This is a genomic window from Bacteroidia bacterium (assembly GCA_037045145.1).
Classification (GTDB): Bacteria; Bacteroidota; Bacteroidia; order AKYH767-A; family OLB10; genus OLB10.
The window spans coordinates 221,195-238,127 of sequence record JBAOIA010000011.1 but is presented as its reverse complement, the minus strand read 5'-3'; the positions used below and the strand labels follow the sequence as shown (position 1 = coordinate 238,127).

General features: G+C 39.8%; 8 protein-coding genes. 1 reads left to right on the top strand and 7 read right to left on the bottom strand.

Going from position 1 to position 16,933, the window contains the following annotated elements:
- Positions 1 to 6: 6 nt before the first annotated feature.
- Entirely contained in the window at positions 7 to 1,863 is a 1,857-nt protein-coding gene (locus tag V9G42_01980) for an ABC transporter ATP-binding protein (GenBank protein ID MEI2758183.1), read from the bottom strand.
- 91 nt (positions 1,864 to 1,954) lie between these two features.
- Here V9G42_01980 and V9G42_01975 point away from each other — a divergent pair, with 91 nt between their 5' ends.
- Entirely contained in the window at positions 1,955 to 2,938 is a 984-nt protein-coding gene (locus V9G42_01975) for a DnaJ domain-containing protein (protein MEI2758182.1), read from the top strand.
- A gap of 28 nt (positions 2,939 to 2,966) precedes the next feature.
- Here the strand turns inward: V9G42_01975 and V9G42_01970 are convergent, their stop codons facing one another.
- The 6 genes from V9G42_01970 to V9G42_01945 all read right to left on the bottom strand — a co-directional run bounded on the left by V9G42_01970 (position 2,967) and on the right by V9G42_01945 (position 16,508).
- A complete protein-coding gene (locus tag V9G42_01970) occupies positions 2,967 to 3,746 on the bottom strand; it encodes an exodeoxyribonuclease III (GenBank protein MEI2758181.1) in 780 nt (259 codons plus the stop codon).
- 11 nt (positions 3,747 to 3,757) lie between these two features.
- Positions 3,758 to 4,807 (bottom strand): thiamine-phosphate kinase, encoded by a 1,050-nt coding sequence (gene thiL, locus V9G42_01965; GenBank protein MEI2758180.1) that lies wholly within the window; start codon positions 4,805 to 4,807, stop codon positions 3,758 to 3,760.
- A gap of 304 nt (positions 4,808 to 5,111) precedes the next feature.
- Positions 5,112 to 6,638 (bottom strand): T9SS type A sorting domain-containing protein, encoded by a 1,527-nt coding sequence (locus tag V9G42_01960; GenBank protein MEI2758179.1) that lies wholly within the window; start codon positions 6,636 to 6,638, stop codon positions 5,112 to 5,114.
- On the bottom strand, positions 6,638 to 7,579 hold the full coding sequence (locus V9G42_01955; GenBank protein MEI2758178.1) for a T9SS type A sorting domain-containing protein: 942 nt from the start codon (positions 7,577 to 7,579) through the stop codon (positions 6,638 to 6,640). Before V9G42_01955 ends, V9G42_01960 begins: the two co-directional genes overlap by 1 nt.
- Positions 7,576 to 9,108 (bottom strand): T9SS type A sorting domain-containing protein, encoded by a 1,533-nt coding sequence (locus tag V9G42_01950; protein ID MEI2758177.1) that lies wholly within the window; start codon positions 9,106 to 9,108, stop codon positions 7,576 to 7,578. The genes V9G42_01955 and V9G42_01950 overlap by 4 nt, the downstream gene beginning before the upstream one ends.
- Positions 9,108 to 16,508: a T9SS type A sorting domain-containing protein gene (locus V9G42_01945; protein MEI2758176.1), complete on the bottom strand. Its 7,401-nt coding sequence runs from the start codon at positions 16,506 to 16,508 to the stop codon at positions 9,108 to 9,110. The genes V9G42_01950 and V9G42_01945 overlap by 1 nt, the downstream gene beginning before the upstream one ends.
- Positions 16,509 to 16,933 lie beyond the last annotated feature (425 nt).

The window sequence follows — 16,933 nt, the reverse complement described above, 5'->3', positions numbered from 1 at the left end:
ATTTTTTCAGGAGCTTAAACCTTGTAATTCATAAAGCTTTTTGTAAACACCTTCAACTTTTGCAAGTTGCGTATGTGTACCACGCTGAACAATTTCTCCTTTCTGCAAAACAATAATTTCATCGGCATGTTGAATTGTGCTTAGCCTATGAGCTATCACCAATACCGTACGGTTTTTCATCAGACTTGTCAATGCTTCCTGAACCAGCTTTTCGCTTTCTGTATCTAATGCTGATGTAGCTTCATCAAGAATCAAAATGGGTGGATTTTTAAGAACAGCACGTGCAATACTTATTCGTTGCCGCTGTCCACCGGAGAGTTTACTGCCTCTGTCACCAATATTTGTTTGATACCCTTCAGGCATTTGCATTATAAACTCATGTGCATTGGCAACTTTTGCAGCTTCCTCAACCATTTTTTCTGTTGCATGACTCATGCCAAAAACAATGTTGTTATAAATAGTATCGTTAAAAAGAATAGGCTCCTGCGAAACGACACCCATTAACTCTCTGAGGCAATACAATTGTAATTTTCTGATATCTATTCCGTCAATCAGCACCACTCCTGCATCAACATCATAATAACGCGGTAACAAATCTGCAAGTGTAGTTTTGCCCGATCCTGATTGTCCTACCAATGCAATTGTTTTTCCTTTATCAATGGTAAAACTCACATTTTTTAAAACAAAACCTTCATCACCTTTTCTGTAGGCAAAAGAAATATTTTTATATTCTATTTTATCATTGAATGATTTAATTGTATCTGCCGACTGTTGATCTTTAATACTCTCTTCGGCTTCAAGCACTGCAAATATTCTGTCGGCAGAGGCAAGCCCTTTTTGAATATTGTAAAATGCCTGTGTGAAAGATTTCGCAGGTGGAATAATTTGCGAAAACAAGGCAATGTAGGTTATAAATGCTGAAGCTGACAGTGATGCATCTTTTCCCAGTACAAGTATGCCGCCAAAATACATTACAATCATCATGGTGACAGTACCTAAAAACTCACTTAATGGTGAAGATAAATCTGTTTTGCGTAATGCACGGATGGCGATGGTATTGTATCGCTCATTAACTTTTGCAAATTTTTCTGACATAAACTTTTCTGCGTTAAAAGCTTTAATAATACGCAGGCCGGAGAGTGTTTCTTCAATAATTGAAATCAGCAATCCAAGTTTTTCTTTACTTTTTGCAGAAGTACGTTTAAGGCTTTTACCAATACGGCCAATTAAAAAACCAACTAATGGAAGTAGGATAAAAACAAAAACAGTGAGCTTGGCACTAATAAAAATCATCATTCCCAAAAACAGAAATATGTTGAAAGGGTCGCGAAACACCACTTCCAGCGAACTCATTACACTCCATTCCACTTCGTGTACATCAGAGGTAACACGTGTTATGATGTCACCTTTACGTTCATTGCTGAACCACGATAATGGAAGGCGCATCATCTTTTTATGAACCTCTGCACGCAAATCCTTAACCACACCGTTTCTGATTGGTGATATAAAAAACTGTCCCAAATAGCGAAACAGGTTTTTAAGAAAAAACATCACGGCAACGGCAATACAAATAAACATTAATGCATATTGTTTGCCTCTGTTGGGGTCGGTGATCATTTCGGTAAGGTAATAATAGAAGCTATCAACAACAGACCTGGTTGATAAATTCAACACCGGTTTGCCTGCAGCCATTTTCTCTAAGTAAAAGTTATCATCTTTCAGAAACAGTAAATCAAGAAATGGAGCAATTAATGTTAATGAAAAAAATGAAAATAAAACTGACAATATGTTGCACGATGCATTCAATAATGCATAGCCCCAATAAGGTTTTACGAATCGAAGTATTTTAAAGTAATTTTTCAAAAAAATAATTGTTATAAATAAATGCTTAAAAACAGTTGCAAACTAACACAAAAATGTTCAATATTGTTTAATCGTTACCCATAAGCACTAAATGCAGAAAGATCCATATATCATTTTAGGTGTATCCTATTCAGCAACAGCAGAGGAAATCAAGCGGGCATATCGTAAAAAAGCATTCGAGCTTCACCCTGACCGCAACAGTGACAATCATGCTGAGGAGCTTTTCAGAGAATTAAATGAGGCTTATGCCTTACTGACAGACTCTGATAAAAGAAGGAGTTTTGATAAACAATATCAAAATTATTCGCGCAGCAATGCCGCTCAGTTTGATCACTATTTCGAAATGCAAGTCAGCAGTAATAAAGTTAAAGTTTGCGAAGAGTTTGAGTTGATTTTTACCTATACCGGTGAAGGAAGATTTATGCAAAAGCCAGATTTGCGTGATTTTTATATTACAGGCAAACCATTTGTATCATTTCGAGATGTGTATCGTTTGGAAAAAACTGCACGCGAAACAACTATTCGATATGTACTTACAGCAAAACGAGCGGGTAATTTTACAATAAATCGTGCAGCCATTAAATTATTTGGTAAAACTTTTTTTACATCCACACAATTTGTTCAGGTGTTGCCGCAACAGTGTTTTTTTTCTCCTAATAAACTTGCTGATGGAAAACCTTTACAGGTTTCACTATGGTACAATGCCGAGAAAGGAGGTGCAAACAGAAAATATTTAGTCAATACAAAACACATCATTTATGTTCCCAGAAGTTATTATGCACAGGTATATCATACCATTGGCAGAGTACTTAAATTGTTTTTTGCTCTCTGGGGATTGATACTTGCCATAAAAATTGACAGAAATGTAATTATTGGGTTTATTATAGGTTCTGCTTATGGAGCAATTATGACCTATCTGCTTTACTACTTCGTAAAGGTGAAACCCGTTTTTATGTCTGAAAGAAAATATTCATTGGTAAACGCATATCTGCAAAATGGATACCAGCCATATCCACCTCATGCACGAAACCTGATAAGCCGTACATTAATGTTTGTCAACAAATTGTTTTTATAAACAGTGACAAATTTCTTTACAAGAATTTCTAGAATGACAAATTCAGTTCAATAGGACAATGATCACTACCCATTACATTCATGTGTATGGGAGCACTCTTGACGTATTTACGCAGTTCTTCAGAAATCATATAGTAGTCTATACGCCAGCCAACATTACGATCGCGGGCGCGTGTAATCTGATCCCAATAAGTGTATTGACCGGTTTCCTTATTGAACTCTCTGAAAATATCTACATACTTCATATCAATAATTTTATCAATCCATTCGCGCTCAATAGGCAAAAAACCTGTTGTCTTTGAATTTTCTTTTGGTCGTGCCAAATCTATTTCCTTGTGTGCTGTGTTATAGTCTCCGCAAATAACAATATTTTTATTCTTCTTTCTCATGTTTTCTGCTCTTTGAAAAAGCGAATCATAAAAATCCAATTTATACTTAACCCGTTCCGGGCCACGACCACCATTTGGAAAATATGCAGTGTATAACACAAAATCTTCAAACTCCATTTCTATACAACGCCCTTCTACATCAAAGGAATCGTCATCTAATCCATACCTTACTTTCAAGGGCTCACGTCTGGTGTAGATGGCAACGCCACTATATCCTTTTTTCTGAGCAGAAAAGAAATAACTTTTATAGCCAATGAAATTTTTTATTTCATCATCCAATTGTTCTGGCTGTGCCTTGGTTTCCTGAAGACATAGTACATCGGGCATTTCTTTTGTTAACCATTCAGGAAATCCTTTTTTCCAGATAGCACGAATTCCGTTTACATTCCAGCAAAGTATGCGGTAGTTTTTTTGACTCATTGTAATATTTTTTATGATTTTAATGCATCCCAGCCTTGTGCTTTCAAAGCTACTTTACGGTCAGATTTATCGAGCATATAATAACCTTCTTCCTTAGCTGTGATGTGACCGATAATAGATATGTCAGCTACTCTGTTGATTTTTTCAAAATCTTTTTGGTTGATAGTAAACAGCAGTTCGTAATCCTCACCACCGTTCATGGCACATACTGTTGGATCTAAATTAAATTCACGAGCCAGATTAAAGGTCTTTTCGTCAATAGGAATTTTAGCTTCATAGATTGTACAACCTTTTTCTGACTGCGTACAAATATGCATAATTTCTGAAGCAAGTCCATCACTGATGTCAATCATGGCAGTGGGTTTTACTCCTGTATTTTTCAATGCTTCAATTATCTCCTTTCTTGCTTCGGGCTTTAGTTGTCGTTCAAGTAAATAGTCATTCCCCTGAAAATCGGGTTGCACTCCCGGACTATCTAAAAACACTTTCTTTTCTCTGTTCAGCAGTTGTAATCCTAAATATGCAGCACCAAGGTCACCACTAACACAAATCAAATCATTTTCCTGAGCACTGTTTCTGTAAACCACATCATTTTTTTTTGCTGTACCTATGGCAGTGACTGAAATAACCAAACCACTTCGGCTGCTGGTAGTGTCGCCACCAATCAAATCCACACCATAATGTTTGCATGCAATCAACATACCGTTAAAAAGCTCCTCAATGGCTTCGAGTGAAAAGCGATTGCTCAATCCCAGACCCACAACAATTTGTTTGGGTTGTCCATTCATGGCGTATATGTCAGACAGGTTTACTACCACAGCTTTATATCCTAAATGTTTGAGTGGACAGTAAACAAGGTCAAAGTGTACACCTTCGAGTAGCATATCGGTTGTAATAAGCTGAACATTTTCATCATTATTCAAGTTAACAACAGCAGCATCATCACCTATGCCTTTTAGTGTTTCTTTATTGTTGATTTCAACGGCCTTTTCCAGTTGCCTGATAAGTCCGAACTCACCTAAGCTACTCAACTCTGTGCGGTTGTTTGCGTTTTCAAACATTGAAACAAAATTATACTTTAATGGCAAAAGTAAAGAATCAAAATAGAGAAGTATTATTATCCAATAAAAATACGAGTTATTTTTTAATAGTCTTAGCTTATCAATGTCTGCTACATTTATGGATGATAAAAAGAAGGCCTTTTTACAATTTAAACTTCAGATACACTTGATTTTTATTCTGAATCAGTTTTTTTTTGCTCATACAGATGGCTTTTGCTTAACGTGCTTTTTCAGAAGGTCGGTCTTTGAGGCATGAAGTAAACTTTGTAAACATGGTATATTAGGTTTGAGTGTTTGCTTTTTATTACTCCTTAAAGACAACCAACTTTTTATGCACCCTTTCATTGCTACTGCTAATCACACATTGATAAACACCGCTTGTAATTTTTGGCAATGAGATGTATTGCATGGTACTCCACGGTGGCACATTTTGTTTATAAACTTCTTTACCTGTTATATCAAATATTTGAAGTATGCCGGATTTGTTCTGTGGTAAGAGATAAACTATTTTGAAGTTGCCATTGCTTGGGTTGGGTGAAATAGAAAATTTAAAATCATGCTGCCCTATTTCATTTATGCCTGTATAACATGGCGTACAGCCAAGCGTAGTATCACACCCTAAATAATAATTAGGATGATAAACATTTCCCCTTCCTGAATAACAGGGCAAATGCAAATCATGTAAATGAACATCAGATGCCATGTCTGCGCTGTCAGGATAGTTGATATAGTGATAATCCACTACACCATTACCTGATGAAATATAAATTTTGCCGTTAGCGGCAAGATACATAAATGCAAAATTTGTTGTTATGGGTGGATAAGGAGAATAATATAAATCATTTGTTGCAACGATTTGTTTTGTAGCTGCCACATTAGGAGAATCAACGCACATTTGAAAAATGTGTTGAAACGATGAAGCGTATAAATATCTTGAATCTGATGAAAAGGATAAACCGAATCCCGAAATAGAATCAGATATATCAATAATTTTTTCATTACTGAACATTCCCGAACACCGGTCAAAATCAAATAGCCTTACATCGTGAAAAACATTCCCGAAATTTCCCCAAAAATCAGCATAGACAAATTTTTTACCATCGCGGCTGAATGAGGGCTGTCCACCATTGAATGAAGCAGGAGGAACATTCAGAAATTGAGGAATAATGGTGTCAATGCCTGTGGGCGTAAGCAGAATTTTATAAACTTTATTTGATGCCTCTTTAAATGCGATTATCCACCAATCCCTACCATTGGCATGGCGACAAGCGGCAACGCATGGAAACAACGGTTCATTAATAAGAATCTGGCTTTTAAATGTTACTTTGCCTAAGCCGCCATTCATTGATAAATCAATTTCGCTATACATCAGGTTTGTCGCAACATCACCGCCTAAGTTATAATCGCCTGTTTGATGAAACAAAATATATTTATCAGGATTATCAGGGTACGGCAACACAACACAAGAATGAGGAAACGGAATACCATGAAATGAATCGCACCAATCGTTTGTAAAGCTGCCGGGTGGCGTAAGCCCACCTCCATTCATCATGGTATCACCTGTGGCATCGGCTATCCAGCAGCCGTTACTTACCATTAATAAATTTCCGTTTTCATCTGATATATTTCCCTGCGCTGCACGAAAAGCCATTTTTCTTGTTTCGCCAATTACACTCACAGACGTACTATCAAATAACAATCTTCCTTTTGGGGAAGTTGTAAACGAGTCAAGAATTGTTGTGTAACCAATTAGAAAATTGTGTGTCCTTCCCTGTGCATTTATTATTGATGGAAAGAACACACAACTCAGGATAATGATTAACTTTTTCATTACCTGATAATTGCAATCTTATATGTTTTGTTTCCTTGTGTTGTTTTAACAAGCAAGGTGTAAATACCCTGCTTTAATTCTCTTGTAATGATTTTGTTTTCTTTATTACAACTTAAATCATCTTTATACACTATACGTCCGTAAGCATCAGAAATTTCAGCAGCAAACTTTTCATCATCATTACAAAGAACTTTTACAAACACATATTCATTTGCAGGGTTGGGCTTAACAATAATAACAGCGTTTTTATTTTCATCAGCAATCACTCCCTGTCTGTAAATTCCGTATTGCAAGCAATTAACATCATCATTGTAAACCAAACTATCATTCACTAATTCTAACACTGAACGTGCACGATATACAGCCTCACCACCGTAATAAGGGCATTGCTCGGCTATGTTCATGAGCTGTGCATATAATTCATTAACGTTAGTGTAACTCGCTTCCTCCAATTGAATAAACAGTTCATTCATTTGTGTACTGTTTGTTTCATTCTGTTCATCTCCATTTGTAATATTATTGGTTAATTCCCCTTCATACATTTCGCCCGATATAACAGCGTTGTGCTGCATAACAATGTTTACTCTTGTAACATCCAAATTCTCTATGTGAAAAATCCATTGTTCGCGCAAGGAATCGGGATTTATTCCAGACTGCTCAATGGAATCACGCATTTCATCAAAATGCTCAATGTAATAATTGTACAGGTTAGTCAGCGAATCAATATTTTGCAGCATGGGCGCAAAAATGGAATCCATTTTACCGTAGGTTTCAAACCTTCTTTCCACTTCCTGCAACTGTCCTTCTGCCTCCGCTAACATTTCATTGTAAAAATTCAAAAACAACGTGTCGCTTGCAAGCAAGCTGTCGTTGCTTGACAATACCTGAAACAAATACTGCCTTGCCATGCTCTGGCTTTCGGGAATAAAAATACCGCTCATTTTATTATTACTAATTTCTTAGAAACAGAAAAACGATTACTTTGAATAATGCAATGATAAACGCCATTACTTAAAAAACTCAAATCAAAATTTTGTAACGTACTCCATTGCGGCAGGTTGTAACTAAAAACTTTTTTGCCTGTAATATCAAACACCTCAAAAGTGCCCTTGCGATTCTGAGGTAGCAAATACATGATTTTGAAATTGCCATTGTTTGGGTTGGGGGAAATTGAGAATTTAAAATTATGCTGATTAATTTCATTTATGCCGGTTGTTAAACACGGGCAGGTGGTTTGTGTGGTATCGCAGCCAAGGTAGTAGTTGGGGTGGTTAACATTGCCTCTGAAAGAATAACAGGGCAAATGCAAATCATGCAAATGAACATCACAGGCTACGCCTGCACTATCGGGATAATTAATGTAGTGAAAATCCACCACACCATTACCCGATGAAATATAAATCTTACCGTTGGCTGCAAGGTACATTAACCAAAAGTTTGTATAGAAGGGCGGTATTGGTGAGCCATACACATCATTTACAGCAACAATTTGTTTAGTTGCGGCTACATTAGATGAATCCACACACATTTGATAAATTACTTGAAATGAAGAAGCATATAAATACTTTGAATCCGATGAAAATGCCAAGCCAAAGCCTGCATAGGTATCGGTAATATCTATTATCTGTTCATTGCTGAACATTCCTGAGCATCGGTCAAAATCAAACAGTCTTACATCGTGAAAAACGTTGTTTATTGTTCCCCAAAAATCAGCATATACAAATTTTTTACCATCGCGGCTGAATGTGGGTTGTCCGCCATTAAAAGAGGCTGGTGGTACATTCAGAACTTGAGGAATAATGGTATCAATGCCTGTGGGTGTGAGTAGAATTTTATAAATTTTATTTGATGCCTCTTTAAAAGCTATTATCCACCAGTCCCGTCCGTTGGCGTGCTTACAAGCTGTAATACTTGGAAACAACGGTTCATTAATAAGAATTTGACTTTTTAATGTTACTGCGCCCAAGCCACCATTGAGCGACAAATCTATTTCGCTGTACATTAAATTGGGAGCAACATCACCGCCTAAATTATAATCACCTGTCTGATGAAACAAAATATACTTATCATGATTATCAGGATAGGGCAAAATCATACTTGAATAAGAAAATGGAATCCCTTCTGGATATAATCCACAAAAATCATTTGTAAAGCTGCCGGGCGGTGTAAGCCCACCGCCATTTAGCATGGTGTCGCCTGTGGCATCAGCTATCCAACAGCCATTACTAACCATTAGCAAATTGCCATTCTCATCACTGATATTTCCCTGTGCTGCGCGAAATTCCATTTTTCTAACATCACTTGCAACAACAATAGACACGCTATCAAATAACAAACGCGCTTTCCCTGCTGTAGTATATTGGTCTGTTAGTGTATTGTAGCCAATTAAAAAATTATGTGTTCTTCCCTGTGCTGCTAATAGCACCGGGAAGAACACAATTAATATTACAACCAAAATTTTATATCTCATTATCTGATAATTGATAATTTGAATGAATGAACTTTTGTATTTGTCTTTACTGTTACTGTATAAAAGCCCTGCTGAAAATTAGTGGTGCGAATAACATTTTCTTTATTACACTGTAAAGTTGTTTCTAAAATTTTCTGTCCCATTGCATTTGTAATTTTAGCATTATACATTTCATTTTCTCTGCAAATCACTTTTACTTTTATGTAACTGTTTGCAGGGTTAGGTTTCACACTGATTCTTACATCATCTGAATTTTTATCAGGTAATCCCCCTTGTTTGTAAATACCATACGGCAAACAAGCAACATCATCATTATATTCAATGGAATCATTTACCAAAGCAATTGCTGCTCTTGCCCTGTAAACCGCTTCTCCTCCGTAGTAAGGGCATTGCTCGGCAATGCTTAACAACTGCGAGTACAATTCATTAAAGTTTGTATAATTGGCTTCTTCTAACTGCATAAACAGGTCATTCATTAATGTACTGTTTATTTCATTTTGTTCATCACCATTTATAATGTTGTTGGTTAATTCGCCTTCATACATTTCACCCGCTACAACAGCATTATACTGCAATATAATGTTCTGTCTGGTTGTTTCTAAATTTTCTATTTGTATAATCCATTGTTCCAATAGAGAATCAGCATTGGTGCCTGATTGCTCGATTGAATCTCGCATCACTTCAAAATCTTCTACAGAACTATTAAATTCTTTTAAAAGTGAATCAATGTTATGCAACATGGGCGCAAAAGTAGAATCCATTTTGCCGTAGGTTTCAAACCTTCTTTCTACTGAATTAAGTTGGCCTTCTGCCTCTGCAAGCATTTCATTATAAAAATTCTGAAACAGCGTATCGCTTGCAAGCAAACTGTCGTTGTTTGCCAATACCTGAAACAAATACTGCCTTGCCATGCTCTGGCTTTCGGGGATAAATATGTCCGTTATAATGCTGTCACTGGCAATGATGCGGTACAGCAATTCATAATCAACTTCCGTAAGCATATCGTAACACGCAGTGCCACATTGATAAGGACTACTCGTTAAAATTGGTTGAAACCAACCTAAGTTTTGCTGTGCAAGAATTGGATAATAGATATTACCCATTACATCTGTTATTCTTACACGAAATTCCGAAAGCTGCAAACCTGATATGTTTGCATTATACGCACCAACCGTATCGCGGTAATCAATAAATTTATTTCCGTTGTTGGGTTGCACGCCAATCAACCCAACATTGTTAATGTACAGCCCCAATAGGTTATTGCGCATGGTGTTGCCTTTGAGTTGAGCACCCATGCAGTTGCCGCCAAAAAATATTCCTGTTGCTGTGCTGTCAATGCTGTTGCAACTGATGCTTGCATTACTGCTGATGCTGTAAACAATACCTTTTGTTGCTGTGTTAGCAATATTAAGATTGCGTACACCATTGCAACGTACCTGAGTGCTGTCGCAATTGTTTGATGTTATGCCTTCGCTGTAAAAGCTGCTGCTGCTGTTGTTTTGCTCTATGTAGTTATGTGCCACCAATGGTTTGTAAACATTTTGCATGCGTATGCCATAACGCACATTGTAAAGATACAGGTAATTGTTATCAATATAATAATTACCCTGTCCGTTTTTATTGATTTCGCTGATGATGATACCTGATGCCACATTTAATCCTGCACCATTAACATGAATGGTGTTGTTGTTTAAATCCATCTTGGCTGCACCGGCATTGTTGTTACAGACAATACCTGCACGTTTGGCTTTTATTTCATTCCAGGCAATGGTAGCACTCAGGTAGTCTTTGCAACGGTTCACTGTTGTGCCTATATACATGCTGTCCATGCGTACATTGTTTAAGTTCAGTGTGCTGTAGCTTGTCCACACACCGTAGTGGCTGCTGTTGATAGTGATTTGATTGTTCATCACGGGCTGCATGGTGAGGTTGCCTCTTTTGCCCGCTGCAACATCACCAACAGATGCTACTGCCGTGCCATTGTATTGTTTACCATAAAAGGCATCGGCTTGTATATTGCCGAAGAAACAATTTTTTACTGTTACAGTGCTGCTTTTGGTAACAATACCATTGTTCAGGTTTAAGAATTTGTTTAGCCACATAGAATCCTGATAGGTTCCAATCGTCCCAATCCAATCATTCAATAAAACACCGCACTCCGGCTTTACGCCATGTGTATTTTGCCCTGTGTAGTTTGGTTTAAATGTTGTAAAATCAAAAGTTGTCTGCGCTACTTTTAATGTTGTGCCGTTGTAGTAAGCATTTGTAGTAGGTGGCACATACACACCCAGTACAAAGTTTGTGATATAAGCGTTTTGCAATGTAGCTTTTGCTTTGTTGTTGGCAAGCACAGTAGTGTCGGCATCGGCAACGGTGCTGCCTTCATGCACCAGCAACTCTCCAAAATCTTCTACCGTTATGCCGCGCCACATGGCAAGGCATCCAATAACCATACTGCTGTCAATGTCTAAGTAGCCGCCATTCTGTACAATAATATGTGCCCCTGCATCCATATATACATTGCAGCGCATTAGTTTTAAGGTATCGTTTACAAACAGTGTGCCTTCAACAAATATGTTTAAGGTGTCGTATCTGTAATTTAGGGTAGTGCTGTAGGTGCTGTCGTAAATGATGAACGTGCTGCTGTCTGTGCAAGCATAGTTCACACTCACACAAACACTATCTTTCCAAACGGTATTAGCCGGAGAAGTAACACTTGCTACATTGTAAAAACAACTACCCGGAGAGGTAAAATATCCTGATACGGTAAAGGTGTCGCATTGCATGGAGTTTAGCGTTATTGTTGCAGGCAGTGTGCTGTTGGTAATTACAAAATTTGCAGGGGTGTTGTCTGCAAGGGTACCGGTCTGCGTATTTACGCTGTTGTTGCACACGGTAATGGTGTAGGTCACCGTATCGGTAATTGCTGCTGCTGTGTCGGTGTTGGCAGTTTTGGCAATGCTCCAGCAGTCGGGGCATTGGCTGGTAGAATCCCATGCAAATGCAGGCATGGCAAAACCCAATTGCCGCGAGGTGGCAGTGATGGTGTCGCTGCACAATGTTGTTGCACTAAGTTGCAGGTCGGGCAAAATGTCTGCCACATTCATTCCAAAGCCACAAGATGCCACCATCAAAAAACGTATGGTAACATACTGGCTGTTGTGTATGCCTGTGCTACCCAATAGTGCCAGCAGGCTGTCTGTTGTCACTGTCCACACATCAGGTGCTGCTGTGGGTGTAAGCCCCACAGTATCTGTATTGCTGCTTGCCATAGCTGCAATAATCTGCAGGCGCGGGTCGTAGCCGGGCAGTGTTACCAGAAAGGGATAAACAAAACCTGCCTTGCCATTCTGGAATTTGGCTTCTGCAAAAAGGGTATCGCATAAACTAAAACTGTTTGTCTGGCTCCACGATGCCGTGACCAACTCATAAGCTGCCCGGGTAAACTTCAGCGGCACACTGTCGGCAAAACAAACACTGTCAATAGCAAAAGGTGTAGCCGGAAAGTTTTTGCAGTTCCAACCGTAGTAGAGATAAAATTGCAGCGTATCCTGCAGCGGAGGGCAGGAGTCCATCACGGCACAAACATTGCCGCTCAGTAAAATATTTTGTGCTAAGGTTGGTGTCAGCCCAATCACATCGCCATTTGCCTGTGTTATGGTGCCCGAAGGATGGCTTATGTAATGCCACTGGCTCAGATAGACAGGTGCATTTACTGTTGAGAGAAAAACATTGTCTGCATTATCTTTTGTGGTATTCATTAAAACCAGATTGTTCCAGCACACCGTGTCGCCAATGCCTGTGGCCAGACTGTTGCCAATTCCCATAGAGGTGAGTTGCGGTGCTAAGGTAAAATCTTCAATGGCATTGCTCGAGTTGGTTGCCGTTACAGAGGTATTTTGGCAGCCATAAAAACTCTGGCAGGGTGCTGCCTGATTGCCAAAAGTTACCACTGTGCTGCTGCTGTTGTTGTGTGCCGTATCATCGGTGCAGGCAATAGGCATCATGTCTAAGGTAATGGTGTGCTCATAAAACTGGTCGCCCATGTAGGCTGTGGTGCCGGTGGTAAGGTTTTGTGCTGTTGTGTCGTTGGTAAGGCAATGTGTTGCAATAAATGGTGTGGTATTTAAAGAAAAGTTGCCTGTAGTATTTGGCAACAGAGCTGTGATGTCAACAGGCAGTGTTTGATAAAAGTTGTTGCCTATGGGCACCTTATGTTTGCTGGTGGCTTGCACAATTTCATAACCCGGTGGTACATTAACAGCAACAGACTGCCCCGCCATCAGCGGACTGCGGTATTCAAACGGATAGGCATCATACACCTGTGCATTGTTGCAATAGCCCGATGACATGTTTATCTCCATACGTTTGCGGCATTGAAAAATATTTTTGTTGGTGATGATGGTTTTGTTTCTGAAAGTGGTAGCTGCAAAGTAAGCAAAGTTACCTCTTGTTTCGCAAAAAAACAACCGGTTGTTGACATAGCTTGTGTCCATCAGATTGTAGGGTGGCGCTAATGTATCGTAAATGGTAATGTTCATACTGTCTTGCAGCAGGGTGAGGCTTTGTTCCATCTGCGGCACCTGCGAGTGAGATTGTTTTTTTCCACTCAGCCACATGGTGTTTTGTATGTGGCTTTGCCTGAAGGTGTTTTCTGCTGTAAGGTCACCGGCAGGGTTAAAGTTGCCGCAAACATGATAGCTCACTTTAAGTCTGATGCTTTGCCCTTCTTCGAACCCATGAAAGCTGCGACTGCTGCCTATGGGCACGTTCAATGTGGTGATGTGCAGGTTGCCTGTATCGCTCACTGCCGTGCTGTCAAAAAAACTGGTAAAGTTGTACAGGTATTCGTTAAGATTGGTGTTGGTGTTTAGAAAGAACTGCGCAATATCCGTCCCCGTTACTACAATTTTAAGCAGGGTAATAAAATCATCGTTGCCTGCACCAAAAGGCTCACATTCCAGACAACCGCCAATGCTATCGGTGGGGTCGTCAATATAAAATGTAAGTGTGTCGGGCACCACCATCATGGTGTCTAATGCCAAGGGCATGATGCGGCTCAGTTGCAGGGCATTCAGTCGCAGCCCCAAGGCTTTCATCATGGCATAGGTGTAGCCGTCATTGCCGGGGTCGCCAGGCTGCACGTGGGCACGCAGGTAGTCTGTGCAGCGGTCGCCAAAGGCAAGGGTGGTGCTGCTCAGGTTATTTTTGTTTTGTGCAAACCACACACTGCCTGTATCTATAACAGCAGTGGCACTGTCGGCACGATGGTCGTTGTCGCTGTCCTGAAGGCCGTAGGTGTTGCGTTCCATGCGGTAATGGTCAACTATTGGGCCAAAAATTTTACACCCGGGACAATGCACACTAATAGTATTGCCGGCATGGCTCAGCGGCAGCCATTGCGCTATGCCATCGGTTGCGCTAAAAGTAGGCTCCTGATAATGAAAAACACTTGCTGAGGGTAAATTGATAGTAAAGCAATTGCCTGCATCGGCAAGCAAATGAAATTCTGCCTTGTAGGGTGTGGGGTCGATGTCGCTTTTGCAGCAGGCCTGCAGGGTATAAACAAACCTGCCGCTGTCTATCACAGTGCGCATGCCACTGTCGGCAAGGTTAAAGTAATAGTGGTATCTTTTAGCCTCACAACTCAGGCTGTCCTGCGTGATGTCGTAGTAGTAGGGTTTATAAAAAGTAGTGTCGCCAGTGGCAGACAGTGTTATCATAAAAGCATCACTATAAGCATTGGGAATGGTGAGGTTGGTGTTGCACACCACAGTAGCACGCAGCCATCCGTTTAAAGTGGTGCATTGTTGCTGCGGCTGATTGCAGCCCAAGAGTTGATACACATAAGGCTTGCCATTGTTGAGGATGCTTTGCAGATTGACATTGAAGGTAGCTTTCTCTCCAGTGCCGGAATTGGAAACACTCATGTCGGACACCGAAGGGTAGAACTGATGTTGCAGATGCACATCGTATCCGCCACCACCTGTCTGACCTGCCAACAGGGTGCCTGCGGCAAAGCCACTGGCTGTGGGTATGGTCTGTTCCACACCACAAATACTTCTTGTCTTTAATCCTTTAAACATCCATGCATTGTAGTATTTATAAGCATTCATCAGCACAGAGGTGTCCTGGCTGCATCGCAACAGCGCAAACTGCAGATGCACCGTATCTCCGGGATAAAAATCAGTAATCATGGTATAGCAACTATACACGGCAGTGTCCACCAAATCGGCACACAGATGCTGGCTTTTCAGTTCAAGCACGGTATCAATAGTACAATGCGACAACGAAGTTTTTTCAATCACCAAACTTTTACGGGGCATGAGCATCAGCCTGCGTACATCCCATGCTGCATCGCCAAGTTGTGTCAGATCAAACTGAACACTGTCAATAGCACAATTGCCTGTGTTTACAAGCGTGTAGCTCCACAGGGTTGTTTGTGTAGTATCGTTAATGCAACTGTTGTCATAGGTAACTTGCTGCGGACTCACTCGCAACACATCTATTTTAGGCTTATCGTTCATGTTGGCTGTGTAGGCATGAACAAAGCTGTGTTCGCAAGTGCTGCAACCGCTCAGGCTTTGGTTGCACCGGTAGCTGAAGGCTGCATTCATGCTGCTGCACGACACACAATTGGTAGCTTTTACCTTTATCCGTATCACCAATGTGTCGGATGCATTTAGCATCACTGTATCTTGAGAAGGGGAGCCGCTGTAAGCCACCGTTTGGCCTTGGAGTCCAATGCTGTATTCCACTGCACCAAACACCAAATCATTACAGGCTGTGCCTGTATAGACATTGAAAGTAAAGCCAATGTTTGCTCTGTGCGAAAGCGTATTTTTATAGTAGAAAAGCCATGTTGTATCTTGTTGGTAGTTAACATAAAAATTGTTGCCTGCATTTAATTCGGTTATTTTGGTGTAGTTAACGGCTTGCTCTATACTGTTGCTGCTGCCGGGGTTTATGATATAGGAATTGCTTCCCGTAAAATCCTGTTGCAGTTTAACCAATCCTGCCGAAGAATCAATCATAATTACATGGCAATCTATCTCTGCACGATAGGTGTAAGTAACTGTGCCGGTTCCGTTTAATACAAAGCGCAAAACATTGCCTGTTTGCAATGTAGTGGCACTACCTCCGGAAACACTCTCAAAGATGTAATTTACACCACTGCCACTTGTTGTACAGCTTGCAGAAGTTCCGTTTGGAAAATTCAATTGAGGTGTGATGATTACCGTATCGGTAACAGGATTTACAATTGAAACGCTAAACCTGTTTACATCACATGCCCTGAGGGTGTCGGGTGAGGATAAGAATAAAGTAGTTTGTGCCTGAGTAAACAAAGCAGTCATGCAGAGCACAATGGCTGTTATAGTGGTAAAAATTAGGTTTTTCATAATATTTGGTTTTCGGGGTGTGACTAAATTACAGTGATTTTTTGGATTTGTAGGGGTTGAGCAAAAAAAAATTGCGCGGAAATTGATTATCTGGCTCAAGGTTCGGCTAAGAACCCACAACTCAAATAAGTCAACACCGCGCAGAACGCAGCGTTTAACTTATTCTTGAGTTGAATATTAAAATTTAGCCGATTTTGAACCAAGAATTTGCTAACGCAATATTTTATGTATGTTGTTTTTTATGTCATTTTTTTGAATTAAATTGTGTTACAAGGATAGGAATAAATTTTGAAATGGGAAAAGAGTTGGTATTTCAAATTTATTTATTTTCCCTAAGTGCATTACCAACACTATTTATTATCTTCATAAAAACTTTTATACCTCGTAATTGTTGACTATAACATCAATTAAGCCTATCTTTGCAC